The sequence below is a fragment of the Streptomyces sp. YIM 130001 genome (assembly GCF_003574445.1).
Classification (GTDB): domain Bacteria; phylum Actinomycetota; class Actinomycetes; order Streptomycetales; family Streptomycetaceae; genus Streptomyces.
In genome coordinates this window covers 56542-82604 of sequence record NZ_KZ984572.1, presented here as the reverse complement: position 1 = coordinate 82604, position 26063 = coordinate 56542, and the positions used below count along the sequence as shown (strand labels likewise).

Annotated in this window: 20 protein-coding genes, 2 pseudogenes and 1 riboswitch; of the genes and pseudogenes, 10 read left to right on the top strand and 12 right to left on the bottom strand. The window is 71.3% G+C overall.

Going from position 1 to position 26063, the window contains the following annotated elements; translation table 11 throughout:
- Positions 1 to 49 precede the first annotated feature (49 nt).
- Both DSC45_RS32505 and DSC45_RS32500 read left to right on the top strand, forming a co-directional pair.
- Positions 50 to 592, top strand: coding sequence for a GNAT family N-acetyltransferase (locus tag DSC45_RS32505; protein ID WP_119295606.1), 543 nt, complete (start codon positions 50 to 52; stop codon positions 590 to 592).
- Positions 593 to 674: 82 nt separating this feature from the next.
- Positions 675 to 1505, top strand: coding sequence for a phosphotransferase (locus DSC45_RS32500; protein WP_119295605.1), 831 nt, complete (start codon positions 675 to 677; stop codon positions 1503 to 1505).
- Between the two features lie 167 nt (positions 1506 to 1672).
- Here the strand turns inward: DSC45_RS32500 and DSC45_RS32495 are convergent, their stop codons facing one another.
- From DSC45_RS32495 to DSC45_RS32480, 4 genes and pseudogenes are all read right to left on the bottom strand, one after another.
- A complete protein-coding gene (locus DSC45_RS32495; RefSeq protein ID WP_119295604.1) occupies positions 1673 to 2554 on the bottom strand; it encodes an energy-coupling factor ABC transporter ATP-binding protein in 882 nt (293 codons plus the stop codon).
- 82 nt (positions 2555 to 2636) lie between these two features.
- On the bottom strand, positions 2637 to 3401 hold the full coding sequence (cbiQ, locus tag DSC45_RS32490; RefSeq protein ID WP_119295603.1) for a cobalt ECF transporter T component CbiQ: 765 nt from the start codon (positions 3399 to 3401) through the stop codon (positions 2637 to 2639).
- A 15-nt stretch (positions 3402 to 3416) separates the two neighbouring features.
- Positions 3417 to 3863, bottom strand: a complete 447-nt coding sequence (locus DSC45_RS32485) for an energy-coupling factor ABC transporter substrate-binding protein (protein WP_119295602.1) — start codon at positions 3861 to 3863, stop codon at positions 3417 to 3419.
- 134 nt (positions 3864 to 3997) lie between these two features.
- A pseudogene (locus tag DSC45_RS32480) lies at positions 3998 to 4648 on the bottom strand (energy-coupling factor ABC transporter permease); the annotation flags it as partial.
- Positions 4649 to 4677: 29 nt separating this feature from the next.
- Positions 4678 to 4904: riboswitch (cobalamin riboswitch) on the bottom strand.
- A 217-nt stretch (positions 4905 to 5121) separates the two neighbouring features.
- Between DSC45_RS32480 and DSC45_RS32475 the strand changes: the two are divergent.
- From DSC45_RS32475 to DSC45_RS32465, 3 genes and pseudogenes are all read left to right on the top strand, one after another.
- Positions 5122 to 5982 carry an alpha/beta hydrolase gene (locus DSC45_RS32475; RefSeq protein WP_119295601.1) on the top strand — a complete coding sequence of 287 codons (861 nt, stop codon included), beginning with the start codon at positions 5122 to 5124 and terminating at the stop codon, positions 5980 to 5982.
- Positions 5983 to 6460: 478 nt separating this feature from the next.
- Positions 6461 to 7267, top strand: a pseudogene (locus DSC45_RS36675) (SigB/SigF/SigG family RNA polymerase sigma factor); the annotation flags it as partial.
- Positions 7268 to 7813: 546 nt separating this feature from the next.
- The gene (locus tag DSC45_RS32465; RefSeq protein ID WP_119295600.1) at positions 7814 to 8389 is read left to right on the top strand and encodes a TerD family protein; all 576 of its coding nucleotides are present in this window, start codon (positions 7814 to 7816) and stop codon (positions 8387 to 8389) included.
- Positions 8390 to 8502: 113 nt separating this feature from the next.
- Here the strand turns inward: DSC45_RS32465 and DSC45_RS32460 are convergent, their stop codons facing one another.
- Complete coding sequence (locus DSC45_RS32460) at positions 8503 to 10443, bottom strand: NAD-binding protein (protein ID WP_119295599.1); 1941 nt, start codon at positions 10441 to 10443, stop codon at positions 8503 to 8505.
- Between the two features lie 202 nt (positions 10444 to 10645).
- Between DSC45_RS32460 and DSC45_RS32455 the strand changes: the two genes are divergently transcribed.
- Positions 10646 to 11719 carry a PucR family transcriptional regulator gene (locus tag DSC45_RS32455; RefSeq protein ID WP_119295598.1) on the top strand — a complete coding sequence of 358 codons (1074 nt, stop codon included), beginning with the start codon at positions 10646 to 10648 and terminating at the stop codon, positions 11717 to 11719.
- Between the two features lie 15 nt (positions 11720 to 11734).
- On the opposite strand, the gene DSC45_RS32450 is transcribed toward DSC45_RS32455, so the two are convergent.
- Positions 11735 to 12712: a DMT family transporter gene (locus DSC45_RS32450; protein WP_119295597.1), complete on the bottom strand. Its 978-nt coding sequence runs from the start codon at positions 12710 to 12712 to the stop codon at positions 11735 to 11737.
- A 250-nt stretch (positions 12713 to 12962) separates the two neighbouring features.
- On the opposite strand from DSC45_RS32450, the gene DSC45_RS32445 reads away from it, so the two are divergent.
- From DSC45_RS32445 to DSC45_RS32435, 3 genes are all read left to right on the top strand, one after another.
- Positions 12963 to 13406: a hypothetical protein gene (locus DSC45_RS32445; RefSeq protein ID WP_119295596.1), complete on the top strand. Its 444-nt coding sequence runs from the start codon at positions 12963 to 12965 to the stop codon at positions 13404 to 13406.
- 153 nt (positions 13407 to 13559) lie between these two features.
- A complete protein-coding gene (locus DSC45_RS32440) occupies positions 13560 to 14192 on the top strand; it encodes a PadR family transcriptional regulator (protein ID WP_205571479.1) in 633 nt (210 codons plus the stop codon).
- Complete coding sequence (locus DSC45_RS32435; protein WP_346426693.1) at positions 14189 to 14656, top strand: SgcJ/EcaC family oxidoreductase; 468 nt, start codon at positions 14189 to 14191, stop codon at positions 14654 to 14656. The genes DSC45_RS32440 and DSC45_RS32435 overlap by 4 nt, the downstream gene beginning before the upstream one ends.
- A 24-nt stretch (positions 14657 to 14680) precedes the next feature.
- Here DSC45_RS32435 and DSC45_RS35950 read toward each other — a convergent pair whose 3' ends face one another.
- Positions 14681 to 14827 carry a hypothetical protein gene (locus DSC45_RS35950; protein WP_162929409.1) on the bottom strand — a complete coding sequence of 49 codons (147 nt, stop codon included), beginning with the start codon at positions 14825 to 14827 and terminating at the stop codon, positions 14681 to 14683.
- A gap of 127 nt (positions 14828 to 14954) precedes the next feature.
- Positions 14955 to 15401 (bottom strand): anthrone oxygenase family protein, encoded by a 447-nt coding sequence (locus DSC45_RS32425; RefSeq protein ID WP_119295594.1) that lies wholly within the window; start codon positions 15399 to 15401, stop codon positions 14955 to 14957.
- Positions 15402 to 15492: 91 nt separating this feature from the next.
- Here DSC45_RS32425 and DSC45_RS32420 point away from each other — a divergent pair, with 91 nt between their 5' ends.
- The gene (locus DSC45_RS32420) at positions 15493 to 16071 is read left to right on the top strand and encodes a TetR/AcrR family transcriptional regulator (protein WP_119295593.1); all 579 of its coding nucleotides are present in this window, start codon (positions 15493 to 15495) and stop codon (positions 16069 to 16071) included.
- Between the two features lie 80 nt (positions 16072 to 16151).
- On the opposite strand, the gene DSC45_RS32415 is transcribed toward DSC45_RS32420, so the two are convergent.
- The 4 genes from DSC45_RS32415 to DSC45_RS32400 all read right to left on the bottom strand — a co-directional run bounded on the left by DSC45_RS32415 (position 16152) and on the right by DSC45_RS32400 (position 26063).
- On the bottom strand, positions 16152 to 21098 hold the full coding sequence (locus DSC45_RS32415) for a DNA repair ATPase (RefSeq protein ID WP_119295592.1): 4947 nt from the start codon (positions 21096 to 21098) through the stop codon (positions 16152 to 16154).
- 224 nt (positions 21099 to 21322) lie between these two features.
- Positions 21323 to 23368, bottom strand: coding sequence for an SPFH domain-containing protein (locus DSC45_RS32410; protein ID WP_119295591.1), 2046 nt, complete (start codon positions 23366 to 23368; stop codon positions 21323 to 21325).
- Between the two features lie 147 nt (positions 23369 to 23515).
- The gene (locus DSC45_RS32405; protein WP_240434974.1) at positions 23516 to 24247 is read right to left on the bottom strand and encodes a hypothetical protein; all 732 of its coding nucleotides are present in this window, start codon (positions 24245 to 24247) and stop codon (positions 23516 to 23518) included.
- A 337-nt stretch (positions 24248 to 24584) separates the two neighbouring features.
- Complete coding sequence (locus DSC45_RS32400; RefSeq protein WP_240434973.1) at positions 24585 to 26063, bottom strand: cation:proton antiporter; 1479 nt, start codon at positions 26061 to 26063, stop codon at positions 24585 to 24587.

The following is a 26063-nucleotide window of genomic DNA, read 5'->3' as shown; positions in this document are numbered from 1 at the left end:
GAGATGAGGCGGAGCCACCCCTGTCAGACCCTCGTGCGACGATCCGCCGATGATCGACAGTGCATCCGTCTTCAGGCAGTTCACGTCGGCCGATGCTGTCGCGCCGCAGGTGCGGCGGGCGCTCGCCAGGTGCTGGGTCGAGGTGACCAATGCGGGTGGGGCCGCGGGCTTTCCGTTCCCGCCGATCGGTGACGCCGAGGCGACGCCAGCGGTCGACGGAATCGTCGACGGTCTCGCGCCTGCCACCAGCCGCCTGCTGAGGGCGACCCGTCGCGGCGAGCTCGTCGGCTGGCTGCATGTGCGGCGTGATCCGTGGTCGCTGATCTCGCACTGGGGCACGCTGCACCACGTACAGACGCGTCCGTCCGTTCGCGGTCGCGGGCACGGGGCCGCGCTGATGAACGAGGCCCGCAGGCTCGCCCGCGACGACATGGGCCTGGAACAACTGCGCCTCGCGGCGCGCGCGGGTGTCGGTCTTGAAGGGTTCTACGGACAGCTCGGCTGGAAGGAGATCGGCCGGTGGCCCGGTGCGCTGCGGCTGGCGCCCGGGGACGACCGGGACGAGATCCTCATGGTTCTCGACCCGCTGTGAACGGCGCGCGACGCGGCGCGGATTGGTAACGTGGCCGGGTTGTCGTACAGCCGCGAGAGTGCGCGGCAGGGGGCGGTCGAAGATGCTGGTGGATGAGGTGCGGCAGGCCGTGGCCGGCGGCACCGCGCTCGCGCGGTCGCTCGGCCTCGACGTCGACGACGTGGTCGTCCTGCAGAACTCGAACAAGCTCGCACTGCGGCTGCTGCCGTGCGACGTGATGGCGCGGGTGGCGCCCGCGGCACAGCATGTCGCGGAGTTCGAGATCGATCTCGCCCAGCGGCTCACGGCAAACGGCAGTCCTGTGGCGGCACTTGAGCCGCGCGTCGAGCCGCGCGTCTACCAGCGCGACGGGTTCGCCATCACGTTCTGGACGTACTACGCGTCCACGACTGCGGATGAGGTCCCGCCGGCCGACTACGCCCGTGCGCTCGGGCGGCTGCATGCCGGGATGCGTGAACTGGACGTCAGGGCACCGCACTTCATGGAACGGGTGGAGCAGGCCCGGCTGGTCGTGTCCTGTCCCGAGCGCAGTCCGGCACTCTCGGACGCGGACCGGGACCTCCTCGTCCGTACGCTGCGGAACGTGAGCCGGGCGATCGGTGAGCGCGGTGCGGCCGAGCAGTTGCTGCACGGCGAACCTCACCCGGGCAACCTGCTGCCCACCACCGACGACGGTCTGCGTTTCATCGACCTCGAGACCTTCTGCCGCGGGCCTGTCGAGTTCGACCTCGCACATGCGCCCGAGGCAGTCGGCGACCACTACCCCGGCGTCGACCGGGACTTGTTGCGCGAGTGCCGGCTCCTCGTCCTGGCCATCGTCACCGCCTGGCGCTGGGACCGGGACGACCAGCTGCCGAACGGGACCGAGCTCGGCACGCAGTGGCTCGGGCAGATCCGTGAAGCGTTCGAGTAGCAGGGCCGGCCATATGCGCCGCTGACCGCGAACTCGGCTGCGCGATCGGTCGGTTGGGCGGTTCCTGGCCCCGCGCCGAGTCGCAGGGACAAGGCAACGCGAGGCAAGGCAAGGGCCACCATCGGCCTTCCGTACTGGTGGTGGACGGTACGGCGTTCGACACGGACTCACCGGTCGCCGGTCAGGGCCGCCAACTCCTCGGGCGTACGAGGGCCGGGAGTGCGCGGCTCCAACAGGCCCTGCGCGCGCAGGAGTCGGGAGACGGCAACACCCCAGGGCAGGCGGAGTCCCGCCGCCCGGAGGAGGTCAGGGCGGGAGAGGGTTTCGGGAGTCGGGCCCGTGTGGGCACCGTTCGGGGTGAGGAGGGTCGCTCTGGTGGACCAGCGAAGGGCGAGGTCCACATCGTGGGTGGCCAGGAGGATCGTGGTGCCGGTGGTGCGAAGACTGTCGAGGGTGGCGAGGAGGCGTTCCTGGCCGTCGGGGTCCAGGCCCGCGGTGGGTTCGTCGAGGATCAGGACGCGGGGACGCATGGCGACGGCACCGGCGATCGCGGTGCGTTTGCGCTGGCCGTAGGAGAGCAGGTGGGTCGGGCGGTCGGCGAGCGGGGTGATGTCGAGCGCGTCGAGGGCCTCGGTGACGCGGATGCGGACCTCGGTGTCCGGCAGGCCGAGATTGAGGGGGCCGAACGACACGTCCTGGGCGACGGATGCGGCGAAGAGCTGGTCGTCCGGATCCTGGACGACCAGTTGGACGGTCGTGCGCAGGCGGGTCAGGCCTTTGCGGCTGTACGCGACGGGTTCGCCGTCGAGCGTCAACTTCCCTGCTGTGGGCCGGAGTCCGCCGCTCAGAAGGCGCATGAGGGTGGTCTTGCCGCTGCCGTTGCGACCGAGCAGGGCGCAGGCTTCGCCCTCGGGTACTTCGAAGTCCAGGTCGTCGAAGACGGGCGGGGTGTCTTCGTAGGCGAAGGCGGTGGAGCACAGGGCGACCAGGGGCGGTGCCGCGGTTTCGGCGGGGGCGGTGGGCGAGGCGGCTCCTGCGGGGTCGTTCACGGGGCGGCCTTTCCGGTACGGGGTACGGGAGTTGAGGAACTACGGCGTGCGGGAGTCGAGGAGTTACGGCGTGCCGGCGGGGTCAGGGGTGCAGTACGGAGGGCAGTGCGGCCCGCAGGGTGAAGGTGAGGGCGGCGACCGTCGCGAGGAGCGCGAGCGCCGTGCCCACGAAGCGCGGCGAGACGCGGGTCTCTGGGACCAGGACGCGCAGGGTGCCGTCGTAGCCGCGGCCCGCGAGGCCGTCCTGCAGCCTGGACGCACGGTCGAAGGCGCGGACGAACGCCGTCGCGCCGAGCCCTCCGAGCGAACGCCAGGTCGCCGCCCGCGTGGTGTGCCCGAGCCGCGCCCCCTGCGCCTCCCGGATGCGGCGTACGGAATCCAGAAGCAGGAAGCTCATCCGGTACGTGACCAGGGCGACGTCCACGACGGGCGCCGGTACGCCGGCCCTGGCGAGGCGGGGCAGCAGGTCGGACATCGGGGTGGTGAACGCGAAGAGCAGCACGCCGAGGGAGGCGGCGGAGGTGCGCAGGAGGAGTTCGGCGGCGTGCTGCGGGCCGCGGTCGGCGAGGCCGATGAAGGCGTCGGGACCGCCGATCCGGACGAGGAGCGGCAGCGCGCCGGTGACGCAGAAGCCGAGCGGGACGCGGTAGGCGCGCCAGAGCCGCCGCGCCGGTACTCGCGCCGGCCCGAGCAGCGTGGTCAGAGCGGTGACCAGGACGAGGGCGGCGCCCGGCCACGGCGGCAGGGAGATGGCCAGGACGGTGAGGCCGAGGCCCAGTACGGCCTTGTCCACGGGGTGGCGGCGGCGCCAGCGACTGCTGTGCGCCGCCGCGTCTATGGGGAGCATGCGGGCGGGGCCGGGTCAGGGCCGGGGAGCTTCGGGGCTCGATGACGGCTCCGGCTTCGGGGTCGTCTCCCGATGCGGCGGGCCGCCGGGCTCCGGACCGCCCGCCGGCTCGCCGGAGTCGGCCGGCTCTCCCGTGCCGTTCTCCGCGGGCTCCGTCCGCCGCCGCGCCTCGCCTTGCCTGCGCCCCTTCCGCAGGCCGAAGTAGTAGGCCAGTACGCCCGCGCCGATCGCCGCCTGCAGGGCGAAGAGTGCGGATTCGATCTCGCCGGAGGGGGGTTCGTAGAGCGGGGTGAACCATGGCTCGTAGTCCGGTTCGATCTCGGTGATCGCCGTCTCCGCCTCGCCGTCGGCGCCGGCGAACGGCTCCTCCTTGTGGTCGCCGAGGCCGAACACCAGCGGGATCACGGCGAGGGCGGCGACAGCCAGGAGCAGGAGGGCGTTGATCCTCGTGCTGCGCTTCATCGGGTCACGCCCTCCTCGGCGTCGGCGTCGGCGTCGGCGTGGGCGTGGGCGTCGGCTGCGGTGTCGACTGCGGCGGGAGCGGCGGCCCCGGACCCGGACCCGGCCCCGAGCTTTTCCTTACGCCCCGTCAAGAACACGCCCAGCCTCGTCAGTTCCCCCTTGCTCGACTGCACGAGCAGACGCATCACGATGACCGTGAGCAGTCCCTCGCTCACCGCCAACGGGATCTGCGTGACGGCGAAGATCGAGCCGAACTTGCCGAGTGCGCCCAGGAATCCGCTGCCCGGGTCGGGGAAGGCGAGCGCCAGCTGCACGCTCGTCACGCAGTACGTGGACAGGTCCGCGACGAACGCGGCGAAGAACACGGCGACCATCAGCGACACGTCGTACCGCCGCAGCAGCCGGTAGATGCCGTAACCGGCCCAGGGGCCGACGATCGCCATCGAGAAGACGTTGGCACCCAGTGTGGTCAGGCCACCGTGCGCGAGCAGCAGCGCCTGGAACAGCAGGGTGATCGTGCCCAGGACCGCCATCACCGGCGGCCGGAACAGGATCGCACCGAGTCCTGTGCCGGTGGGATGGGAACAACTGCCGGTGACCGACGGCAATTTGAGTGCGGACAGGACGAAGGCGAAGGCTCCGGAGGCACCGAGGAGCAGGGTGCTCTCAGGGTGTTCCCGTACCTCGCGGGTGAGCGACCGTACCCCGTGGACGACGAACGGTGCGGCCGCGACGCCCCAGGCGACCGCGTGCACAGGGGGCAGAAAGCCCTCGGCTATATGCATGGCGCAACAGACCCTCTCCAGCACCTCGTGGATGGTTGACGCGCCCTGGCCGGTCTCCTGGCTGACGGGTGACACCGCCCGTACTCCGCCTTCCCGGGTCCGAGGACCCAGTGGCCGCCCCCGAGGGCCGCCGCCCACCGGACTTCGGTGGTGCGGTCGTCCCGGCGGAGGCTGGAGCCGGACTTCCCGATCACAGTGGCGAGGGCCGCACCGGTTCTTCACCGGTTTCCCGTGCACCAAGGCGTGGTGACAGTAGTGGTGGCCGTCGGCGGTGACAAGGCGGCGCCGGACGGCGATACGGGGACGACTCGGCCCACGACCTCCGGAAAGAGTCAAACGGAGTGAGTGATACCGGTGTGCGAATGATCATCTGGTGGTTAGCGTGACGTTCGGGTAGGGCATCGGCCTCCGCCCGCGGTGCGCCCCGCCCGGACCACATCCACGACCGGGCCTGACGAGATGGAGCCTCCCGCATGCCGCAGTCGACACAACCGACCTTCGTACTCGTCCACGGAGCGTTCGCGAACTCCTTCTCGTTCGCCCCGCTCCAGGCCGAGCTGGGACTGCTCGGACACCGTTCGGTGGCCGTCGATCTGCCGGGGCACGGGTTCGGGGCCACGTACACGCGCGCCTACCAGGCGCCGCAGGACCCGGAGGGTCTGGCCTCGGCGCCTGGCGCGATCAAGGGCGTCACGCTCGCGGACAACGCGGCGCACCTGACCGGGATCCTCGAGCGGGCCAAGGAGAACGGTCCGGTCATCCTCGTCTCGCACAGCCGCGGCGGCGCCACGGCCACGGTCGCGGCCAACGCCCGCCCCGACCTGATCGACCGCATCGTCTACGTCTCCTCGTGGTGCCCGGTCGACCTCGACGTGAACGACTACTACGCCGAGCCGGAGATGGCCACCGTCGACCCGGGCGCCTTCGGCCCCGGCGTAGCTGCCGACCCGGCCCGACTCGGCCTGCTGCGGGTCAACTTCCGCACGAACGACGCGAGTTTCCTCACCGCGACCAAGGCGGCCTTCCTGGCGGACGGTACGGACGAGCAGTTCCTGACGTTCCTCAACACCTTCCAGCCGGACGAGAACCTGGACGCCGGCACCTCCGCGGACCGCGCCCGGGCCGACACCTGGGGCAGCATCCCGAAGACGTACATCCGGCTCGAGCACGACACGAGCATGCCGCTCGCCCTCCAGGACCGCCTCATCCGCGAGGGCAACGCCCTCAACCCGGACAACCCCTACGACGTCCGCACCGTCCCCTCCAGCCACCTCAAGTGGCTCGTCGATCCCGCCCCGGCGGCCCGCATGCTGGCCGAACTGTCCACCCTGTAGGACTACTCACTCCCGCCCCCTCCGCCCGAGGTGGTCCCACTGCAGCCACCGAGCCAATGCCCGGCGCGCGGTGGGCGATCCGGCGGCCGGGGGCGGACCCGGCGCTCCGCCCGCCCCTTGCCGCGGTCCACGTGTGAAATACGAACGACGGCGAGGCACTTTCCAGTACTCGACCACTGAGCCAAGACCCTTACCGCGTAAGGGAGTTCCTGGATCAAGAAGGCATCCCGGTGAGGTGAGGGCGGTGGGGGTGGCGCCGTGTCGGCGTGGGGGAAGTCAAGTCACGGACATGTAACGGGAACTCCCGGGTAGGTGCGGGCCACGCCGTGCTCTCGGCCGGAGGGCGCGCTCGACCTCGGGAGAGACGATGGCGACTCGGGTCAGCAGTAGCTCCACCGCGGCGGCCGCGCGCCCCGGAACCCAGGCAGGTCGGGAGCGACATACCGGCGGGCCCGGTGCGCTCCGCCTCGGGAAAGAGATCGGGCGTCCCGTCGTCCCGGCCGGGCAGCTGCCCACGGCCGATGTGCGGCGCCTGTCACGGACGTTGTTCACCAGACTGAGTCAACTCCAGGAAGGCACACCGGAGTTCGCTTACGTGCGCAACAGTCTGGTCGAGCTCAATCTGAACCTCGTGCACTACGCGGCCACCCGCCTGCGCCCGCGGCCCGAGTCGCACGAGGATGTCGTACAGGTCGGCACCATCGGCCTGATCAAGGCCATCGACCGGTTCGAGCTGCAGCGTGGCGTCGAGTTCACCAGTTTCGCGCTGCCGACCGTCATCGGCGAGATCAAACGGTTCTTCCGCGACACCACCTGGGCCGTGCACGTCCCGCGCCGCCTGCAGGAACTCCGGCTCGACCTGTCCCGCGCCACCGCCGATCTGGAGCAGCAGAACGGGCGCCGGCCGACGACCGCCGAACTCGCGGACCATCTGAGCCTGGACACGGCCGAGGTCGCCGAGGGCCTCGCCGCCGCCAACGGATACACCGCCACCTCACTCGACTTCCCCGCCGACAGCCCGGACTTCGACGACACCATCGCCGGCCACATCGGCTACCAGGATCCCGACCTCGCCCTGGTCGAGGACCTGCACACCCTCAAGCCGCTCATCGCCGGCCTCTCCGAGCGCGAGCGCCACATCCTCGCGCTGCGCTTCGTCGCGGACATGACGCAGAGCGAGATCGGCGAGGAGATCGGAGTGACGCAGATGCATGTCTCCCGCCTGCTGACCCGCATCCTCACCACCCTCCGCACCCGGATGGAACGCCAGGGCCTGGCCGTCGAACGCCCCCGCCGCGCGTCCGCACGCACGGGCCTCCGCCCGGACTCGCGCGGAGTCACCCCTTCCGTGAAGTCCGTGAAGTCCGTGAAGTCCGTGAAGTCCGTGAAGTCGATGAAGCCGGTGAAGGCGGTGAAGTCGGTGAAGTCGGCGAAGTCGGCGACATCCCTGAAAGCCGTCAAGGCGGCGACATCCGTGCAGTCCGTGAAGTCGGCAAGGCCCCCGAAGCCGCGCACCGACTCAAGCCAGGCCGCGCGCCAGACCTCGGGCCAGACCTCCCGCTGATTGCCGCCCCGCCCCGATCCGTCACGGCCGACAGTGAACCGGCTCGGCCGAAGCAGCGTCCCCCAAGGATGCGGGGCCGGATACTGGAGCCCTACGAAGGCGGACCGGACGCACAGCCGCACGGGTGGCCGTACGGTGGATTTCTACAGTGTTGTAGATTTTCGGTATCCGGCTTAACGAATCAGTGAGCGAACGAGTCAACGAGCCAACGAGTCAGCGCGTGATCGCAGAGCGTCCGGCACGGGCGCACCGAAAGGAGACATCAGCATGGGGGTTTCCCTCGCCAAGGGCGGCAACGTCTCACTCAGCAAGGAAGCACCGGGTCTGACCGCGGTCCTGATCGGCCTCGGCTGGGACGTCCGTACGACGACCGGCACCGACTACGACCTCGACGCGTCGGCGCTGCTCTGCGGCGAGGACGGCCGCGTCCTCTCCGACAGCCACTTCATCTTCTACAACCAGCTCACCAGCCCCGACGGCTCCGTCGAGCACACCGGTGACAACCTCACCGGTGAGGGCGAGGGCGACGACGAGTCGATCAAGGTGAACCTGGCCGCCGTGCCCGCCCAGGTCGCGAAGGTCTCGTTCCCGGTGTCCATCCACGACGCCGAGAACCGCCAGCAGTCCTTCGGCCAGGTCCGCAACGCGTTCATCCGCGTCGTCAACCAGGCCAACAATCAGGAGATCGCCCGCTACGACCTCTCCGAGGACGCCTCCACCGAGACCGCCATGGTCTTCGGCGAGCTCTACCGGCACGGCGCCGAGTGGAAGTTCCGCGCGGTCGGCCAGGGTTACGCCTCGGGCCTGCGCGGCATCGCCCAGGACTTCGGCGTCAACGTCTGAGCTCTCGGCGTCAGCGGTACCTCCGCACCCAGACGGACCGGCCGGACCCCACCAGGGGCCGGCCGGTCCGCTCGTTCCCGGCACTCACAGCACAATCACAGCGCTCGAAGCACTCACGGCGCCGTGCGCCCCCGCGCCGCCGAGCTGCTGTCCGGGGAGTTGCCATGGCCGAGGAGTTCGGCGAGACCACGGCGGGTGGCGGCCACCACGACGCGGTCGCGGGCGGTCAGTACGCGGTCGGCGGGCATGTCCCAGATCAGGCGCGGTTCGTGCGGTTCCTCGGTGTACGGGGACGGGGCCGCCGTCAGGTCCGGCAGGCCCTCGGCCGCCGGTTTGGAGTCGAGCGCGATCACCCGCCAGTGACCGGGCCGGAAGGTGTCGGCGACGCTGTGCCCCTCGAGCAGCGGATGCCCCGCGACCTCGACCGCGGCGAACAGCAGCACCCGGCGCTCGACCGGCACCGCACCCAGGATCTGCCGGCCCATCATCGCCGCCGCGAACGACGGCGCGGCCAGCGAGGTGACACTGCGGCTGCGGGTGAACGCGTCGGGGTGCGCGGCCCGCAGGGTGCGGTACACGGCGGTGGCGAACTCGTCGTCGTACAGCCGCAGGGCGACCCGCAGACCCGGCTTGAGGGTGCGGGCGTACAGGGCGGACTCGAGGTTCGTGGTGTCGATGCTGGTCAGGGCGAGCAGGGCGTGCGCGCGGTGAACCTTGGCCGCCTCCAGGACGTCGTCCTGCGTGACGTCGCCGAGCACCACCGGGACACGCAGACGCCGGGCGAGCGCGATACCGCGCGCCTCGGGGTCCTCCTCCACGCAGACCACCGGGATGTCGAGTTCGCGCAGATCGGCGAGCACCCGGGTGCCGATCTTGCCGAGCCCGAGGAGTACGACGTGCCCCGCGAGCCCGCGCGGCGGCCGGTGCAACGAGGAGGCCGAGCGGAAGGCGCCCAACGCCTCGAGTACCGCGGCCAGTAGCACCGGCAGCAGCAGCAATCCCACGAAGCCGGAGAGGAGTTGAAGGATCTGCCTGCTCAACGGACCCTCCGTCGCAGGCTCATTGATCGAGAACAGGTCGAGGAACGCCAGATAGATCGCGTGCAGCGGATGGTCGTCGGTGAGCCAGGAGGACGCCATCGCGAGCACCAGGACCGAGACGATCAGGCCGAACAGCGACCAGCGGAGCCGTAGCGAGAACAGGTGCGAGAGCCGGGCCCCGCGCCGCGCGAGCCGGCGCCCGGGCGGCACGGCCGGGCCCGCGTGCGAGACGGCTTCCAGTACGACGGTTCCGCGGTCGGACGCGGCGGCCACCGTGGCGTCGTCGGGCAGGAGTTGGGGTGCGTCGCGGCTGTCGTCGGACCCCTCCGCGCCCTGCGGGTCACTGCTCGTCGACGACAGTAGGGCGAGGGTGCACAGGCCGGGATCGGGGACGGCGCCCGGGCGCGGCGGCTGCCGCTCCGCGGCACGCAACAGCAGCCCGTCGGCCTGAATGACCTTGCTGGTGCCGGCCACGGCGGTCGCGGCGAGCGACGGCGCGGCGGTGTCCGCGTCGGACAGGACCGTCGTCGCGGAGTCGGCCGGGAAGCCCTGCGCGTCCGGCCCGGTGTCCGGAGCGTCCGGTTCGGCCAGGACGGCGGCCTGGTCGAGGAGATCCTTCAGGTACTGGCCCAGCTTGCGGTTGTAGAGCCGGATGACCAGGGCGAGGCGGGGGTTGAGACGGCGGGCGGAGAGGGCGGCCCGGATGTTCGCCTCGTCGTCGTCGTGGACGAGCGCGAGCGCACCGGCGTGCTCCACGCCGGCGTCGAGGAGCACCTCGTCGGTCAGGTCCGGTGCCTCGATCAGCCGCTCGGGCTCGTCGCCGCCGTTCGCACCGCCGCGCCCCATCGCCGCCGACATCCGCCCGAGCAGTGCGGTCGCCCGGGCACGGCCGGTGAGCGGCATCGCCGGACGGCGCTCCGCGGGCGGTACGACGAGGGTGACCCGCTCCCGGTAGACGTCCCGCAGCTCGGAGGCGAGCCGCTGCGCGAGGGCGTCGTCCCCGCAGACGACCATGTGGCCTGCGGTGGTCCCCGAGGGCGGCTGCGGTTGCGGCCGTGGGTACGGCTGCGGAGGCACATGAGTCACACAACGAGCGTGCCCCGTACGGCAATACGGATCAAGGTGCCCCGGCCGGTCTTCCCGGTCGGGGCGGGTGGGTCGACGCGGTCCGGAGGGCGGCGGCCGGCAAGCGGCCCCGTCTGGGATCCTGTCCCCCATGCCACGCTGGGAAATACCCGAGGAGTTCCTCGACGGCTACGCCGACATGCTCACGGAGGTGGCCCGTACGGGCCGCCGCCTCAACCGTGAAGAGCTCAAGGCCCGCCGCGTCGTCGGCGAACAGGCCGCCGAGGCCGGCCACAGCCTCCGCGCCCTGATCAGCCAGCACCTCGCCGCGACCCGCGAGAGCTGGCCGCCCGCCGCCTCGGCCCAGGACTCCGCGGACCGCGTGCTGGCTGCCGTGGAGCAGGCCGTCGACGCGCTCGCCGAGGGCTACGAACGCGCCCAGCACCTCGCCGTACGCCAGGAGGAGGGGTCCCGGCGCGAGTTCATCGACGACCTGCTGCACGGCCGCAGCGACCTGGGCAGCCTCGTCGAACGCGCCGAACGCTTCGGCCTGCGCCTCTCCCTGGCCCACGCCGTCGCCGTGGCGGAGGGCCCCGACAGCTACCACGAGGCGGACCCGGTGGCCCGCCGCGTGGAGGCCGCCCTGCACGGCCGGTTCGGGGACCGGAGCATCCTGCTCACCACGAAGGACGGCCGCCTCATCTGCATCGCCCCGGGCGACCAGGGGGACGTACTGACGTACTTCGCGAAGCAGGCGCACGACGCGACGGACGGCGGCCGCACGGCGATCGGACGGGCGCACCCCGGCGCGGGCGGCGTCGTCCAGTCGTACGAGGAGGCCGTCGGCGTACTGGATCTCGCCGACCGCATGCACCTCGACGACCCGGTCCTGCGCGTCGCCGAACTGCTCGTCTACCCGGTCCTCACCCGCGACCGCCAGGCCATGGCGGACCTGGTGAGCAGTGCGCTCGGACCGCTCCGCCAGGCCAGGGGCGGCCCGGGCCCGCTCCTGGAGACCCTGAACGCCTACTTCGACTCCGGCTGCGTCGCCGCCGAGACCGCCCGCCGCCTCAACCTCAGCGTCCGCGCCCTCACCTACCGCCTCGACCGCATCCGCCAGCTCACCGGCTCCGACCCCTCGGACCCCTTGCACCGCTACACCCTCCAGACCGCGGTCATCGGCGCCCGCCTCCTGGACTGGCCGACGTGGGAGGAAGCGATCTGACGAGGAGCGGGCACCTCAGCGCGTGCGCGTGGTGGTCGTGCCGAAGGCGACGCCGCCGAGGATCAGGGCCATACAGAGCCACTGCAGGGGGCCGGTGGTCTCGGCGAGGAGTACGGCCGAGAGCAGGGCCACGCAGACCGGCTGCAGGTAGTAGACGAGGCCGGCGCGGGCGGCGCCGATGACGGCGATGGCGCGGTTCCAGGCGAAGAAGGCCAGGGCGGAGGAGCAGACGCCGACGTAGAGGAGGGGCAGCCCGGTGCCCGTGGTGACCTGGAAGCCGCCCTGCGTGGCGAGGCTGACCGCGTAGACCGGCGCCAGCATCAGCGCGCCGAGGACGAAGGTCGTCAACAGGACGACGGAGCCGGCCAGTTCGGCGGGGCGACGGCGCAGCAGCGCGCTGTACGAGCCGAAGCTGACGGCGGCTCCCGCCATCCACAGTGCGCCCGATCCGAGCGACGTGCCGGAGCCGCCGCCGACGGTGAGCAGCAGCACTCCGGCACAGGCGATCGCAAGCCCGGTGACCCGGCGGGCACCGAGCCGAGTACCGCCGAGCCGTTCGCCGAGCGCCATGAGGACCGGCGAGGCCGCCATGATCATGCCCATGGTGCCGGCGGGGGTCGTCACGCCGGCCTGGTTGACGAGGGTGTTGTAGACGGCGACGCCGAGGAACGCGGCCAGGCTCAGGAACCCGAAGTGCCTCCGTATCAGCGCCCGTTGCCGCCACGCGGCACGGGCCGCGAACGGCGCGACCGCGACGATGGCGATGATCCAGCGCCAGAACGCGTGCTGCACCGGCGGCACGGTGTCATGCAGCGCCCGACTGGTGACAAAGCTCCCGGACCAGACGACGGTGGCGACGAGGGCGAGCAGGAGACCTACGAGGGCGGAGGTGCGGAGGCCGGCGGGCGCTGGGGAGTCGGCAGACTCGGCACGGGCGGTGGTGGTGGCGACGGACGCGGCGGAGCCGGCATGCGGCTCGGTATCAACTGCCATGAATTCCTCGGTACTTGACCGCGTGGAGCGGCGCGGGGGCGGGCGGGAGACGGGCAACTGCATCGCAGGCCGGCTGAACGGCCCTGCGCCCCCAAGGTGCCAGCCCTCATCCATCCAGGTCCATCGAAAAAAAGCGCCACCACCATTCAGTACATCTGAACGATTGACGCCCGACGAGCCACCCGGACCCCCTGTCCGACCCGAGCCATAGACTGCCGCACCCTCCCCGCCGAACCGGAGGCCCCGCCCCTTGCCCTCACCACCCGCCGACGACGAGATTCCCGAATACACGCCCATTCCGCACCCCGGCACGTCCAACTCGTCATCACTGACGTTCATACGAACCCGCACGATCGCGTCCGACTCCGACTTCCCGGCGCAGGCCAGGGCCGAGAACCCCGCGCCGCGAAAGAGGCGCCCAGCCATCGCGGCCGTGGACATCCCGCCGGAGATACACCACCGCTGCGCGGAAGTGGCCGCCGGAGTCGCGTACGCCGTCAGGACCCTGGCCCTCCTGCTCGACGAGAACCCGCGACTCGGCCGCCCCACCGGCGAACCTTCCGAGTACGTCACCGAGATCGACGGCGAGACGTTCGAGGACTGCCCGGCACTGCACATCACCTACGCCTACGGTCCGCCGGTACTGGGCGAGGGGCGCCTGCGCATCACCGCGGTCGAGCCCACGGGCCACTGACCTGGCCGCACGACCCGCCTCGTGCGCGATCTGCAGCCACCCCCGCCGGCGTACACAGCTGCCGTCGGGTCACCCCTGACCCCGAGCGCCCCCTCGCCCTTGTATTGCAATCTGCCATAGTGCAGACTGCAATATACTAGCGAGGGAGGAAGCATGGTGCGGCTGCGGAAGAGTGAGCGGGATCTGGTGGCGGTGACCGTGTTGGCCCTGCTGCTGCAGGGGCCCCGGCATACGTACGAGATGCATCGGCTGATCCTGGACACGCACAAGGACTTCGTCACCGGGCTGCCGCGGAGCATGTATCACGCGGTCGAGCGGCTGGTGCGGGACGGACTGATCGAGTCGACCGGCACCAGCAAGGACGGGAACCGGCCGGAGCGCATCACCTATCGACTCACCGGCGAAGGGCGGGCCGAGCTGGGCTCGCGGGTCCATCGACTGCTGGCCACGCCCGATGCGGACGCGACGCTGTTCCATGCGGCGTTGTCGTTCATCGGCTGCCTGCCGGTGGCGGGGGCGCGGGCGGCGCTGGGCGAGCGGGTGGCGGGGCTTGAGGGGCAACTCACCACCGCACGCGAGCAGTTGAAGACGCTCAGCGTGCGTCTGCCCCGGGTGCTGCTCGTCGAGCTGGAGTACGAGCAGAGCCGGATCGGGGCCGAACTGGACTGGACGCGCGGCCTGTTGAGCGATCTGGACGATGACGCGCTGAGCTGGCCGGAGAACCTCGCCGAACTCATGCCGATGCCCGGGGACGAGCCCGACGAGCCGGGCGAGAAGAGCGAATGAAGAGCGACCGAAGAGCGACCAACGACCTGGCAGAGGAGTGTGGATCGATGTCCGACCGCGTGCGGAGCCGCGACGAGCTTCACGTACACCGACTTTTGCAGGACATGACCGCTGCGTGGAACGCGGGTGATGCGACCGCCTACGCCGACCTCTTCACCGAGGACGCCGACTACGTGACCTGGTTCGGGTCGCACAGCAGCGGGCGCGAGGCGATCGAGGAGTCGCACCGCTTCCTGTTCGCCGGGCCGCTCAAGGGCACGAAGCTGAGCAACAGCGCCGCGGCGGACGACGGCGGGGCGAGCGTCCGGTTCCTCGCGCCCGACGTGGCGTTCGTCCTGAGTGCGGGCGGCCTGGCCGGACAGGCGTCGGTGGTCAGCTTCACGGCCGTGCGACAGGCGGAGCGGTGGCGGTTCGCCTCGTTCCAGAACACCAGGAAGCAGGAGATCCCCGGTCCGCCGAGGTGACCGCCGGCCGCTCGTCGCGCACGCTCAGCCGAGGGGCTCGGCCGGCTCGGCCATGAGGCCGGTCGAGCCGGTCGAGCCACCCGCGTCGAGGACGGTCTGCGCCCGGCCGAGGTCGCCGCGACCGTCGGCCTGCACGATCAGGCCCGGCCGAACCGGCACTTCACCCGCCACGTGGGCATCGCCCCCGCGCGCCACCAGCGCACGAGCCCCGCACCACGCCCACCACGAGCGCCGCACGGGGTCGTCGTCACGCCCGCTTCCAAGCCGGACAACTCCCCAGCCGCGCAAGAGGCCCCCGTCAGACAAGCGCCGCGACCAGGAGCGTGAACGCGGTGACGATGACGGCCACCCGGACGTAGTGCAGGCGGTCCCAGCGACCCGTCTGCTCCTTCCAGTCCTCGGGACGGTTCTCCGGGGTCCAGGTCTTGCCGCGGTTGGCGATCGGGACGAGCAGCAGCACCGACATGATCACGCTCACCAGCAGCAGCGCCGCGGCGGTGACGACGAGGCCGGTGCCCTGGCGGTCCCATCCGGCGGCAGCCCGGACGCCGACCAGGACGAGCGACCCGATGTACCAGACCGGCATCACGGCGCCGAGCATCCGGCCTCCGTGTGCCTGGCCTTGCACCCTGCTGTCGTCGGGGAGGGCGTTGAGGATCGGGTTGATGACGAAGGCGACGGAGAACTCCACCCCCACCATCAGGCCGACGACCACGGTGGTGACGACCTCGAGTGCGTCGAGCATGACGACCCCTCCAAATATCTAGCATCGCTAGCCGGTGAGGTGACGCTAGTACTGCTATCGCTCGATTGTCTAGCGATGCTAGATTCGCATCATGTCGGTACAGGAACGCAAGCAGCGTGAGCGGGCCAGCCGGGAGCGGCTCATCGTGGCGACGGCCCGCGAGCTCGCCGAGCAGCAGGGCTGGGACGCGGTCACCACCCGCCGGCTCGCCGAGCGCATCGAGTACAGCCAACCCGTCCTCTACAGCCACTTCCGCGGCAAGCGGGAGATCATCGGCGCCGTCGCCCTCGACGGCGCCACCGAGCTGGCCGCGGCGGTGCGGGCCGCGGCCTCCGCCGCGAAGGGCCGGCGCGCCCGGGTCACCGCTCTCTCCCGCGCCTACCTCGACTTCGCCGCACGCAACCCGGCGGTCTACGACGCCATCTTCCAGCTCGACGGCGGCCTGGCGTTCGCACACGAGGACACGCCCGAGCCGCTGAAGGACGCCTTCGCCGCACTGCTGGAGACTCTCGGCGAGGTCGCCGGGGACGGCGTCCACCCGGGGCTGTTCACCGAAACGTTCTGGGCGTCCCTGCACGGGCTGGCCACCCTGACCCGAGCGGGACGGCTGCCGCCGGCAGACATCGAACCGAGGGTGGAACTGCTGGTGGACCGCCTCGCCGTGACCTGAGGCCACCTCCTGCACCGCCGAACTACCCGTATCTGCCGGCCTGTTGAGCCGCTTGAGGCGGTGGCCCCGCTCCCGGACCTCTAGATCACATCGGCCTCGCGAGAGCCTCCGCCGAGCGCCGGCCCCGCGCCGTTGCGCGGCACGGCATGCCGTGCTTCGGGGTTGGCGAGCAGGTGGCGGGGGTCGGTGGCCCGGGTGATGGCGGTCTCGACGGCGGTGATGCGGTCGGCGAGGAGGACGAGGGCGGCGACCGCACGGACCGTCGGGTCCTCCTCCGGGCCGCCCAGGGCCTGGCCCCGCTGGTACGTGGACTTGACGGCGGACCAGCGCTCGGCCTGCTCGGCGGTCAACGTCCCGCGCAGCTCCCCCAGTTTCAGCAGATTGGACTCGGCGCCGGAGGTGAGGGTCTGGGCCTCGCCGGCGTAGTGGTCGGTGAGGACGGCGGCCAGCTCCTCGTCGTTCATGACCGGGTCGATACGGGCCACGATCTTGTTCATGTTGCGGTAGGAGCCCTGGAGTTGGAACGGCGGCTCGGTGCGGCTCTCATCGGTCCGGGCCGCGGACGCGATGTACGCCTCGTTGACCGCGAGGACGGTGCGGCGGGCTGCGAGCAGATGCCTCAACACGCGAAGTATCCGGTCGAGTTCGGCCGGCGGATAGGAATGGGTGAGGCGGTCGCGGCGGGCCGTCGGGTCGTCCTCGGCGAGGCGGACGAGCAGGTCGAGGTCGGCGCGGTCGCGGCCGGCGAGCTGGGCGAGCACCGAGTTGGAGGTCAGCGAGTTCTCGACGAAGCTCATCGCGAAAGCGTCCTCCTTCCCGGTGAGGACCTCGCCGAGGTTCCACACGTCGGCCCGGTTCGCGAGCATGTCGGGGATGCGGAATCGCTGCCCGGACTCGGTGTACGGGTTACCGGCCATGCACACCGCGAACCGCTTTCCGCGCAGGTCGTAGGTGCGGCTCTCACCGTCGACGACACCCTCGATGCGGCGCTGCCCGTCGCAGAGCGAGATGAACTTCTGCAGGAGCTCGGGCGACGTGTGCTGGATGTCGTCCAGGTAGAGCAGGGTGTTGTTCCCGGCTTCGAGCGCGAAGTTGATCTTCTCCACCTCCTGGCGGGAGGTGGCGTCCGGCGCCTGAGCGGGGTCGAGCGAGGTGACGTCGTGGCCGAGGGCGGGGCCGTTGACCTTCACCAGGACCAGGCCGAGGCGGTCCGCCACGTACTCGACGAGGGTGGTCTTGCCGTAGCCGGGCGGTGAGACGAGCAGCAGCAGGCCGCCGGTGTCGGTGCGCTTGCTGTCGCCCGCTGCGCCGATCTGCTTGGCGAGGCTGTCGCCGATCAGCGGCAGATACACCTCGTCGATGAGGCGGCTGCGGACGAAGGACGACATCACGCGCGGACGGAACTCGTCCAGGCGAAGCCGGCGCCGCTCCGCGTCCACCACTTCGGTGCGGCGGCGCTGGTAGGCGCGGAAGCCGGGCACGTCCTCGGACCTGAACCGGGCGGTACGGGTGAGGAGTTCGTCGACGCGTACCGCGAGGCTGCCGCCCTCGACCCTCGGATGCGCGCCGAGCAGTCCGTCGACCGTGGCGGTGAGCGGGGCGTCCGGCGCGTACCGCTCCAGATCGGGGCAGAGTTCGACGGCCGCGGCCTCCGCGAGGTCGCCCGGGTCGGCCGTGGGGTCGAGCGTCGCGGCGTACGAGGCGAGCCATCCGTCGACGAGTTGGCGGCGGGACCGCAGGGTGGCGAGCGAGACGAGGTCGGCGTCGTAACCCTCGGACTTGTCGGCGAGCGCGGCGCGGAAGCCGTCGAGGAGTGCGCGGGCGGGTGCGCCGGTGACGAACCCGGCCTGTTCGGAGGTGAGTTCCTCGAAGAGGTAGCCGGCGGCGAGCGCCGGGTCCGCGTCGGCGATCTGGTGCGTGGACGCGAATTCCCCGAGGGACAGGGCCAGTTCGGCGGTCAGTTCATCGATCGCGGGGGCCAGGCCGAAGGTTTCACGGGCGCGCGCGAGCGAGACGGCGCGGCGGGTGAGTGCGGTGCGCTCGTCGTCGGTGGTGCCGTGTGCCCAGTACAGCTGGGCGGCGGCGCGTTCGCGCGCGGGGAAGCGCAGCAGGCCGGCGGTGGCGTGCAGGCGGAGCAGGGTGGTGAGGATCGCGGTGGCGTCCCGGTCGTGCACCCCGCGCTCGTAGCCCTCGTCGTACGCCGCCTCGGCGGCCTCGCGCACCAGGACCGGCAGGTCGGCGGCCGCGAGCGCCTCGTGGCCGTGCTCGGCGAGCAGCCGGGCCGCCAGGTGTTCGGCCCGGTACACCTCCGCGGTCTCGGAGGGCAGCGAGCGGCCCCAGTACGGGCGGGTCGCGGCGAAGCCGGGGTCGGTGACGGGGGCGCGGTAGTCGGTGCCGGTCAGGGCGAACGCCAGGGTGTCGCCGGAGGGGACCAGGGTCAGGTCGAGCGGCTGGGTGTTGACGGCGAAGCGGTGCCGGCCGAGACGGATGGTGTCGCCGCCGTCCGCGTACAGCTCGGTGCGGTCGCGCAGCGCGCGGGTGGCCTCCTGGCGGGCCGACTTGATCCGCCCCGCCAGCTCCTCGGCCCTTACCTGGTCGCCGAGTTCGCGCAGCTCGTCGGCGGTGCGCAGGACCTTGGCGACCATCGGGTCGGAGGCGAAGAAGGTGGCGACCGCGTCCTGGTCCGGCAGGGTCGCTGCGCGCCGGGTGACGGTGTCGAGCACGCGGACGGCGGACTCGGCGAGCCGCTCGGCGTGCCGGGCGCGGGCGTCCTGCAGGGTCTGCTTGCGGGACGAGAAGGCCTCGTAGATCTCACTGCGCCGGTCGGCGAGCTCGCCGAGGAACGTGTCGTCCTCGGCGAACCGGGACTCCAGATTCTCCAACTGCAGGAGCAGACGCGAGAGTTGCTCGTCGCAGGCCTCGGGGGTGCCGGCCGCGGCGAGTGCCCCGGTGACGGCCTGCCCGAGCAGCGCGAACTCGGCGGCGAACTCTGCTCGGCCTTCCTGGCCGCGCAGTTCGCGGCGGCGGGCGTCGAGGGTGGCGCGGGCACGGTTGACTCCGCCGAGGACCTCGGCGATCCGCTCCAGCACGGCGGTCCGCACGGTGGCGTCGCCCATGTCGAGCCCGGCTACGGTCTCGGTGAGGATCTGCAGGCCCTCGGTGCGCTCGTCCAGTCGGGCGGCGACCGGCTCGGCCTCGGCGACGGTGGCGAGTCCGGCGGCCTGCTCGGTGAGGCGGGCGACCTCGGCGTGCTGGTCGTCGAAGGCGTCGTCGCGGCGCAGGAACTCGATGGCGCGGCCCGCGGTGGAGGCGATGTCCGCCTCGACACCGTCGGACAGCTCGTCGATACGCTCGACATCGGCGTACCGCATCTCCTTCAGGGTGAGCAGATGGCCCTGCGCGTGCCGGAGTTCGGTCAGCTGGGAGACCCAGACGTCGGCGCTGCGCGGGCTCTCTCCGCGCACCCGGCGGACCAGGGCGGTGAGCTGTTCGGCGGCCTCGGTGAGCGCCCCCGCGGCCTCGCGGGTCAGCGACTGCACGGTCTCGAACTCGGCGAGCACCTGCTGGGCGGTGTCCCGGATGCCGGTCAGCGGCTCGAGCAGCCCGCCCGCCTCGGGGTCGGACATCCAGTGGTACTGGTCGAGTGCCCGTACGCAGGAGGCGGCGAGCGCGTCGTAGACCTCGGCGGTCGGGGTGGTCTCGGTGACGGCGCGGGCCACGGACAGCGAGTCGGAGATGCCGCGGACCAGGTCGGCGTTGCCGATCCGGGCGAGCGGACCGGAGCCGGCGGGCGTGGCCGCGGCGTAGGTGTCCGACACGAACGGTGACTGCCACACCTGCAGCGGATGCACCCGCGCCGGCTCGTCGTCGCCTGCGCGCAGCACGAACAGGGTGCCGTCGTCGAAGACCGCGTACCCGTGGCAGGACAGCGGGCTCGCGACCTCCTTGCGGATCACGTTGTAGGGCAGGAGCAGCGTGCGGCCGGCCTCGCGGGCGTGGAAGGCGAAGAGCACGTCCTCGCCGTTGGGCGAACGGACGGTGCGCTCGTACTCCAGGTCGGCGGTGTCGGTGTCGAAGGTCTTCGCGGAGCCGGTGGCGGCGATGTAGTAGCCGCCGGGGAAGACGATGCCCTGGTCCTCGGGCAGGCGGCGGCAGGCCTGTCCGATGCCGTCCAGGCGGACGACACCCTTGGTGAGCGTGTTGAACACCAGGTAGCGGTGCTGCTTCTCCTTGTACGGCAGGATCCGCAGCAGCAGGAGCGGGCCCACGCGCGCGTGCTCGACGCTCGCGTCGGCGAGGGACTGCAGCGGTTCGTCGACGGGCTCGGAGTGGATGCCCTCGTCGGTCTCGGTGTCGTTGTCGAGCTTGACGGTCAGCGCCCCGCCGACGGCCGAGACGAACACCTCGTCGCCGATGGAGATGTGCGGGTGCCGGCCGAGGACGTGCGCCTCGCGCGGCGCGGGCGTCCAGTCGAAGTCGTGCGAGTCCGGGAAGACGTGGTCGCGCTCGCCCCGGGCGTCCAGGAACGTCGCCGTGCCGTCGGTGCCGACGGCCCAGCGCAGCACCCGGATGTCCGCGGCGCGCTCACCGGTGCGGAAGACGGCGAGCACCTTGCCGTCGACGTGCCGCAGCTGCATCAGCCGCGTCTCGCGGTAGTAGCGGTAGAGGGCCTCGAACTCCCGCCGGAACGCCGGGTCGTCGAGCAGCCCCGGCACGGCGTCCGCGGGCAGTGGCTCCAACTCGCGGTCGTGCAGGGCGAATACGTCGGCAACGGTGGTCTCGGGCCGGACGCCCGCGTGGACGTTGTAGCCGAAGAGCAGGACGTCACCGACGGCGAGGATGTCGCGCGGTACGGAGTTGTGCTCGGTCCGCAGCCGCTCGGTCCCGACGAGCTTCAGCTCGGCCGACCCGAACTCCTCGGTCCGGCGCACGTTCAACTGTCCGGCACGATCGGCCAGTTCCTTGGCCTGCGCGACCAGCCGGTCCCGCAGCACCTCGTAGGTGCCGGCGTCCACGGTGGTGGTCATGGTGAATAGCTCCTTGTTTCCAGCCCGTCCCGGGGGTCTCAGCCCGTCCGGGGGTCGCCCCGGACGGAGTCCGGGGGGAGTTCGAGGACAAGGGTGTCCAGGGGCGATGCCCCGGTTTCGGGAAGGTGCGGGCCTGGGGCACGCGCCCCGAAGGGGACCGGACCCGCCGCCCCCCGTGCGGCAGCTCCGGTCCCCGGCTCAACCCGGCCCACCCGGACCGGAGGTCACTTCGCGGCAACCCCGTTCAGCTCCGCGATCGGCATCTCCGCAATCCCCAACTGACCGGCCTTATCGAGGAGTTCACGAACCTGGGAGGCCTGCGCCCCTCCCCCGTTCATCAACTTCATGAGCAGCGCGGACACGGTCAGGTTCTGCACGTCCCCCGTCGACACGGACCCGAGCACCGACGTCAGCGACTCGGTGAAGTCCTTGCTCCCGTCCAGCCAGGGCCCGGCGAGCGTCTGCGCCGTCTCGCTGTTCTGCATGAACCCGTCCACGCCCTTGCCGAGCGAGATCGAGTTGACGATCCGGTCGAAGAACACGGACTCGCCGCCGACGATGGAGATGTCGGCCTTCTCCAGACCGGTCGCCACCACCGTGGCCTGCGCCTCGGCCACCTGCCGCTGCATGTCGAGACCGGCGAGACGTACGTCCTTCTCGGCCTGCAGACGCAGCCGGTACTCCTCGTGCGTGCGGGACGCCTCGTCGAGCGCGGCCATCGCGGCGGCCTTCTCGGTGAGACCCTCGGCCTCCGCCTTCAGCTTCTCGCCGATCGCGGCAGCCTCGGCCAGCGCCTTCTCGCGGCTTCCCGCGGCCTCCGCACGCATCCGTGCCTCGGTCGCCTCGGCCTCGGCGCGGCCCGCCTTCTCGATCGCGTCGGCCTCCTTCTCGCGCACCTGCACCAGGGCAAGGCCCTCGGCCGCGGCCTCCGCCTGCATGCCCTCGGCGAGCCGCAGCTTGGCGCGCGCGTCCAGGTCGCTGGACTTCAACCGGGCCTCGGCCAGGGTGACTTCCTCGGCGGCGCGGTGGCCCGCGGCCGTCTCGGCGGCCTCGGCCGCCTTGATGTCCTTGACCAGGTTCTCCTGCGCCTCGGCCTCCGCGGCGATGATGACCTGCAGCCGGTTGCGCTCGGCCTCCTCGGTGGCCCGCAGCTTCTTGATGGACTCCTCCTGCTCGGCGACCGTACGGTCGACGGCGACGCGCTCGCGGATCACGTCGGCGATGTCGCGCCGCTCCGTCTCCACCTCCTTGTCGGCGGAGATACGGGTCAGTTCGGTCTCCCGGTCACGGGCGATGACCTCGAGCTGGCGGTCCTTCTCGATGCGCTCGTTCTCGATGGCGATGACGCGCTCGCGGTTCTTGGCCGCCACCGCGACCTCGCGCGCCTGGTTCTCGCGCTGCACCCCGAGCCGCTCCTCGGTGGTGAGGAACGCCGTCTGGGCGCGCAGCCGCTCCTCCTCGACGACCCGTGCGGTCTCGGCCTCCTCGCGGGCCCGCACGGTGTCGACCTCGCGCTTCTGCTTGATCTCGGCGTCGGCCTGGCGGCGTTCCAGCTCCAGGATGGCCTCCCGGGCGTCGACGTTCTGCCGGGTGATCTCCTTCTCCTCGTGGCGCTGGAACTCGTTGGTGCGTACGTGCTCCACGGCGGTGAGCTCGGTGATCTTCCGGATGCCCTGGGCGTCGAGGATGTTGTTGGCGTCCAGGTGGGCCAGCGGTGTCTGCTCGAGGTAGTCGATCGCCGCGTCCTCGAGGCTGTAGCCGTTGAGGTCGGTGCCGATCAACTGCATGATGCGGTCGCGGAGTTCGTCCCGCTTGGTGTACAGGTCGGTGAAGTCCATCTGCTTGCCAACGGTCTTCAGCGCCTCGGAGAACTTGGCGTTGAACAGCTCCTGCAGCGTCTCCTTGTCGCTGGCCCGGGCGGTGCCGATGGCCTGGGCGACACGGATGACGTCCTCGACGGTCTTGTTGACCCGTACGAAGAACGAGATGCGGATGTCGGCACGGATGTTGTCCCGGCAGATCAGGCCGTCGTGGCCGGTCCGCGCGATGTCGATGGTCTTCACCGAGGTGTCCATGATCTCGGCCTTGTGCAGCACCGGCAGGACGACCTGTCCGGTGAAGGTCACATCGACCTTGCGCATCTTGGAGACGATCAGCGCCTTGCCCTGCTCGACCTTGCGGAAGAGCCGGGTGACGGTGAAGAGAAGGGCGATCACGAGCAGCAGGCCAACGGCGATCGTCACGCCGATGCCCAAGGAGATGGCGTCCATGGGAGTCCTAGAGTGCCGGAGGCGCCGGCGTGCGACGCCTCGTGAGCGGAAGGTGAATCGCTGTCGGGGGTGCGACAGATGACGGAGTGCTTGACGTCGGCTCGGTAGGTGCGACGGGTGGCTGCGCCCCGTGTGCGGGCGGCGCGGTCAGGCCGGTTCGGGTCCGGACCGGCCGAGGCCGGTTCGCGGCGGGCGCGAACGGACGGACTCGATACTCCCGGTGGGCGGTCCGCCGAGTGCGGGGCCGCCGAGGCCCGAGTTCCGGCCGCGGCGCGGGTCGAGTTCCGCGTCGTAGGGCGCGGCCCAGAAGAACTCGCCGTCGTCGTCGTACGCGTAGAGCAGCGCGGTGCTGCCGGCGGTGAGTCCCGAGTCCGCAGCGTGCGGATCGACCCTGACCTGGACCAGGGCGACGGCGCCGTCCGCGGCGGTGACTTCGGCCTGTCCGAAGGACTGGTCCACGCGCGAGGTGCGCACGGTGCAGGTGAGGCCGATGAAGTCGAGCCGGGACGGCTCGGGTTCGTCCGGGAACAGCGCGCGCAGCGGGCGGAGCAGGATCCGGGTGACGGCCCAGGCGAGCAGCAGCGCGACGACCAGGACGGCGGCCGAGAGTGCCTGGCGGAGCGTTCCCTGGGCGGCGCTGCGTTCCACAAGCACCGAGCCGGTCAGGCTCAGTCCCCAGGCGACGGTGATGACCAGGGAGGCCGTGATGGCCACCGGGACGCCCCCGAGGCCCGCGGCACCGGTGTTGACGTCACCGTCGAAGGAGTCGTGCTCGCAGGCCCCGAGCAGGACCAGGAGCCAGAAGCAGACGACCACGACGAGAGCCGCCGTGAACAGAGCGGCCGGAAAACCGAGCGCTGCGTCGAAGAACTCGTTCATCGGATTCACCCCCCGGTTCGGCCGTCGATCTTGTGCGCTGTGCTGCATCTGTAGGGACTACGGTTCGCCCCCTGCGGTTCCCTTGCGGGCGACCGGACGGGATCCGGATGCCGGGCTACGCTTCCGTAACCCGGCATCCGGGATTCGTCCCCCGGTTGTGCAGGTCCATCCTGACATCCGGGAGGACCTCGGCACATTGCCGTGATCCGGCAATCTTTACGGGTTCTTAATGCCTGGTGTCATCAGCCGGTGACATCCGCGGAGACAGCGAAAGGCCCCGCGCCGGCCTTCGCGGGGAAGGCGGCGCAGGGCCTTTGAGCATCGGCTTCGGCCTCCGTCAGGAGCCGGAACCGCCCCCGGAGGAACCGGTGGTGGAGGACGACCGCGTGGCCGAGTCCCCGGCACCGTCCTGCTCGCCTGCGGAAGTCACGGCAGCGCGTTCCGCGGCAGGCTCCCGCTCGGACGCGACCTCGGACGCGACCTCGGCGGCGGCCGACTCGGTACGGGCGGACTCGCTACGGGCCGACTCCGCGGCACCGGACTCGGCACCCACTGCAGCCTCCGCGCCACCGGATTCCGCAGCCACCGCGCTCTCCTTCGCCAGCGGGTCGCCGTCGGCGGGCAGCGGCTGCGCCTTGGCGGCCCCGGCGGGCCCGCCCTTCGCGTCGAGCTTCAGGAACTTGCGGCCCAGCGGCTCGGTCCAACGGGCCGCCAGCGGGCCGATGATGACGAGCAGCAGCACGTACGCGGTGGCGATCGGCCCGATGCGGGGCTCCACGCCGACCGCGAGACCGGCGATGACGATCGAGAACTCACCGCGGGCGACCAGGGTGCCGCCGGCCCGGAGGCGGCCGCGGGGGCCGACACCGGCCCGCTTCGCGGCGAACCAGCCGGTGTAGATCTTCGTGCCGGTGGTGATCAGGGCGAGGAGCAGCGCGGGCAGCACGACCGGCGGGATCGCCGCGGGGTCGGTGGAGAGCCCGAAGAAGACGAAGAACACCGCGGCGAACAGGTCGCGCAGCGGCGTGAGCAGCTTGCGCGCGCCCTCGGCGACCTCACCGGAGAGCGCGATACCGACCAGGAAGGCACCGACCGCGGCGGAGACCTGCAGCTCCTGCGCGATACCGGCGACGAGCAGGGTCAGGCCGAGCACGACGAGCAGCAGCATCTCCGGGTTGTCCGAGGAGACCGCCTTGCTGATCAACCGGCCGTGCCGCAGCGCGAGATAGAGCACGAGGCCGACGGTGCCGAGCGCGATGAGCAGCGCCAGGCTGCCGCCCGCGAGGCTGACCCCGGCCAGCAGAGCGGTGAGCAGCGGCAGGTAGACCGCCATCGCCAGGTCCTCCATGACGAGGACACCGAGGATGACGGGGGTCTCACGGTTACCGAGCCGCCCGAGGTCGGCGAGCACCTTGGCGATCACGCCGGAGGACGAGATCCAGGTGACACCGGCGAGCGCGACCGCACCGACCGGGCCCCAGCCGAGGATCAGTGCCGCCGCCGCACCCGGCAGTGCGTTCAGGCAGAAGTCGACCGCACCCGACGGGTACTGCGTCTTGAGGCTGGTGACCAGTTCGGACGCGGTGTACTCGAGACCGAGCAGCAGAAGCAGCAGGATGACGCCGATCTCGGCGCCGACCATCGTGAACTCCTCGCTGGCGTCCAGCGGGAGCAGCCCGCCGTGCCCGAAGGCGAGCCCGGCGAGCAGGTAGAGCGGGATCGGAGACAGTCCGATCCGGCCGGCGAACCGGCCGATGAGACCGAGGCCGAGGATGACGGCGCCCAGTTCGATGAGCAGTGCGGTCGTGTCGTGCAC

Bases quoted from the DNA above. Each gene is read 5' to 3' on its own strand.
- DSC45_RS32505 (WP_119295606.1), top strand. From the start codon at position 50: ATGATCGACAGTGCATCCGTCTTCAGGCAGTTCACGTCGGCCGATGCT.
- DSC45_RS32500 (WP_119295605.1), top strand. From the start codon at position 675: ATGCTGGTGGATGAGGTGCGGCAGGCCGTGGCCGGCGGCACCGCGCTC.
- cbiQ (WP_119295603.1), bottom strand. From the start codon at position 3,401: ATGCTCCCCATAGACGCGGCGGCGCACAGCAGTCGCTGGCGCCGCCGC.
- DSC45_RS32485 (WP_119295602.1), bottom strand. From the start codon at position 3,863: ATGAAGCGCAGCACGAGGATCAACGCCCTCCTGCTCCTGGCTGTCGCC.
- DSC45_RS32475 (WP_119295601.1), top strand. From the start codon at position 5,122: ATGCCGCAGTCGACACAACCGACCTTCGTACTCGTCCACGGAGCGTTC.
- DSC45_RS32465 (WP_119295600.1), top strand. From the start codon at position 7,814: ATGGGGGTTTCCCTCGCCAAGGGCGGCAACGTCTCACTCAGCAAGGAA.
- DSC45_RS32460 (WP_119295599.1), bottom strand. From the start codon at position 10,443: ATGGTCGTCTGCGGGGACGACGCCCTCGCGCAGCGGCTCGCCTCCGAG.
- DSC45_RS32455 (WP_119295598.1), top strand. From the start codon at position 10,646: ATGCCACGCTGGGAAATACCCGAGGAGTTCCTCGACGGCTACGCCGAC.
- DSC45_RS32450 (WP_119295597.1), bottom strand. From the start codon at position 12,712: ATGGCAGTTGATACCGAGCCGCATGCCGGCTCCGCCGCGTCCGTCGCC.
- DSC45_RS32440 (WP_205571479.1), top strand. From the start codon at position 13,560: ATGGTGCGGCTGCGGAAGAGTGAGCGGGATCTGGTGGCGGTGACCGTG.
- DSC45_RS32435 (WP_346426693.1), top strand. From the start codon at position 14,189: ATGAAGAGCGACCGAAGAGCGACCAACGACCTGGCAGAGGAGTGTGGA.
- DSC45_RS32425 (WP_119295594.1), bottom strand. From the start codon at position 15,401: ATGCTCGACGCACTCGAGGTCGTCACCACCGTGGTCGTCGGCCTGATG.
- DSC45_RS32420 (WP_119295593.1), top strand. From the start codon at position 15,493: ATGTCGGTACAGGAACGCAAGCAGCGTGAGCGGGCCAGCCGGGAGCGG.
- DSC45_RS32415 (WP_119295592.1), bottom strand. From the start codon at position 21,098: ATGACCACCACCGTGGACGCCGGCACCTACGAGGTGCTGCGGGACCGG.
- DSC45_RS32410 (WP_119295591.1), bottom strand. From the start codon at position 23,368: ATGGACGCCATCTCCTTGGGCATCGGCGTGACGATCGCCGTTGGCCTG.
- DSC45_RS32405 (WP_240434974.1), bottom strand. From the start codon at position 24,247: ATGAACGAGTTCTTCGACGCAGCGCTCGGTTTTCCGGCCGCTCTGTTC.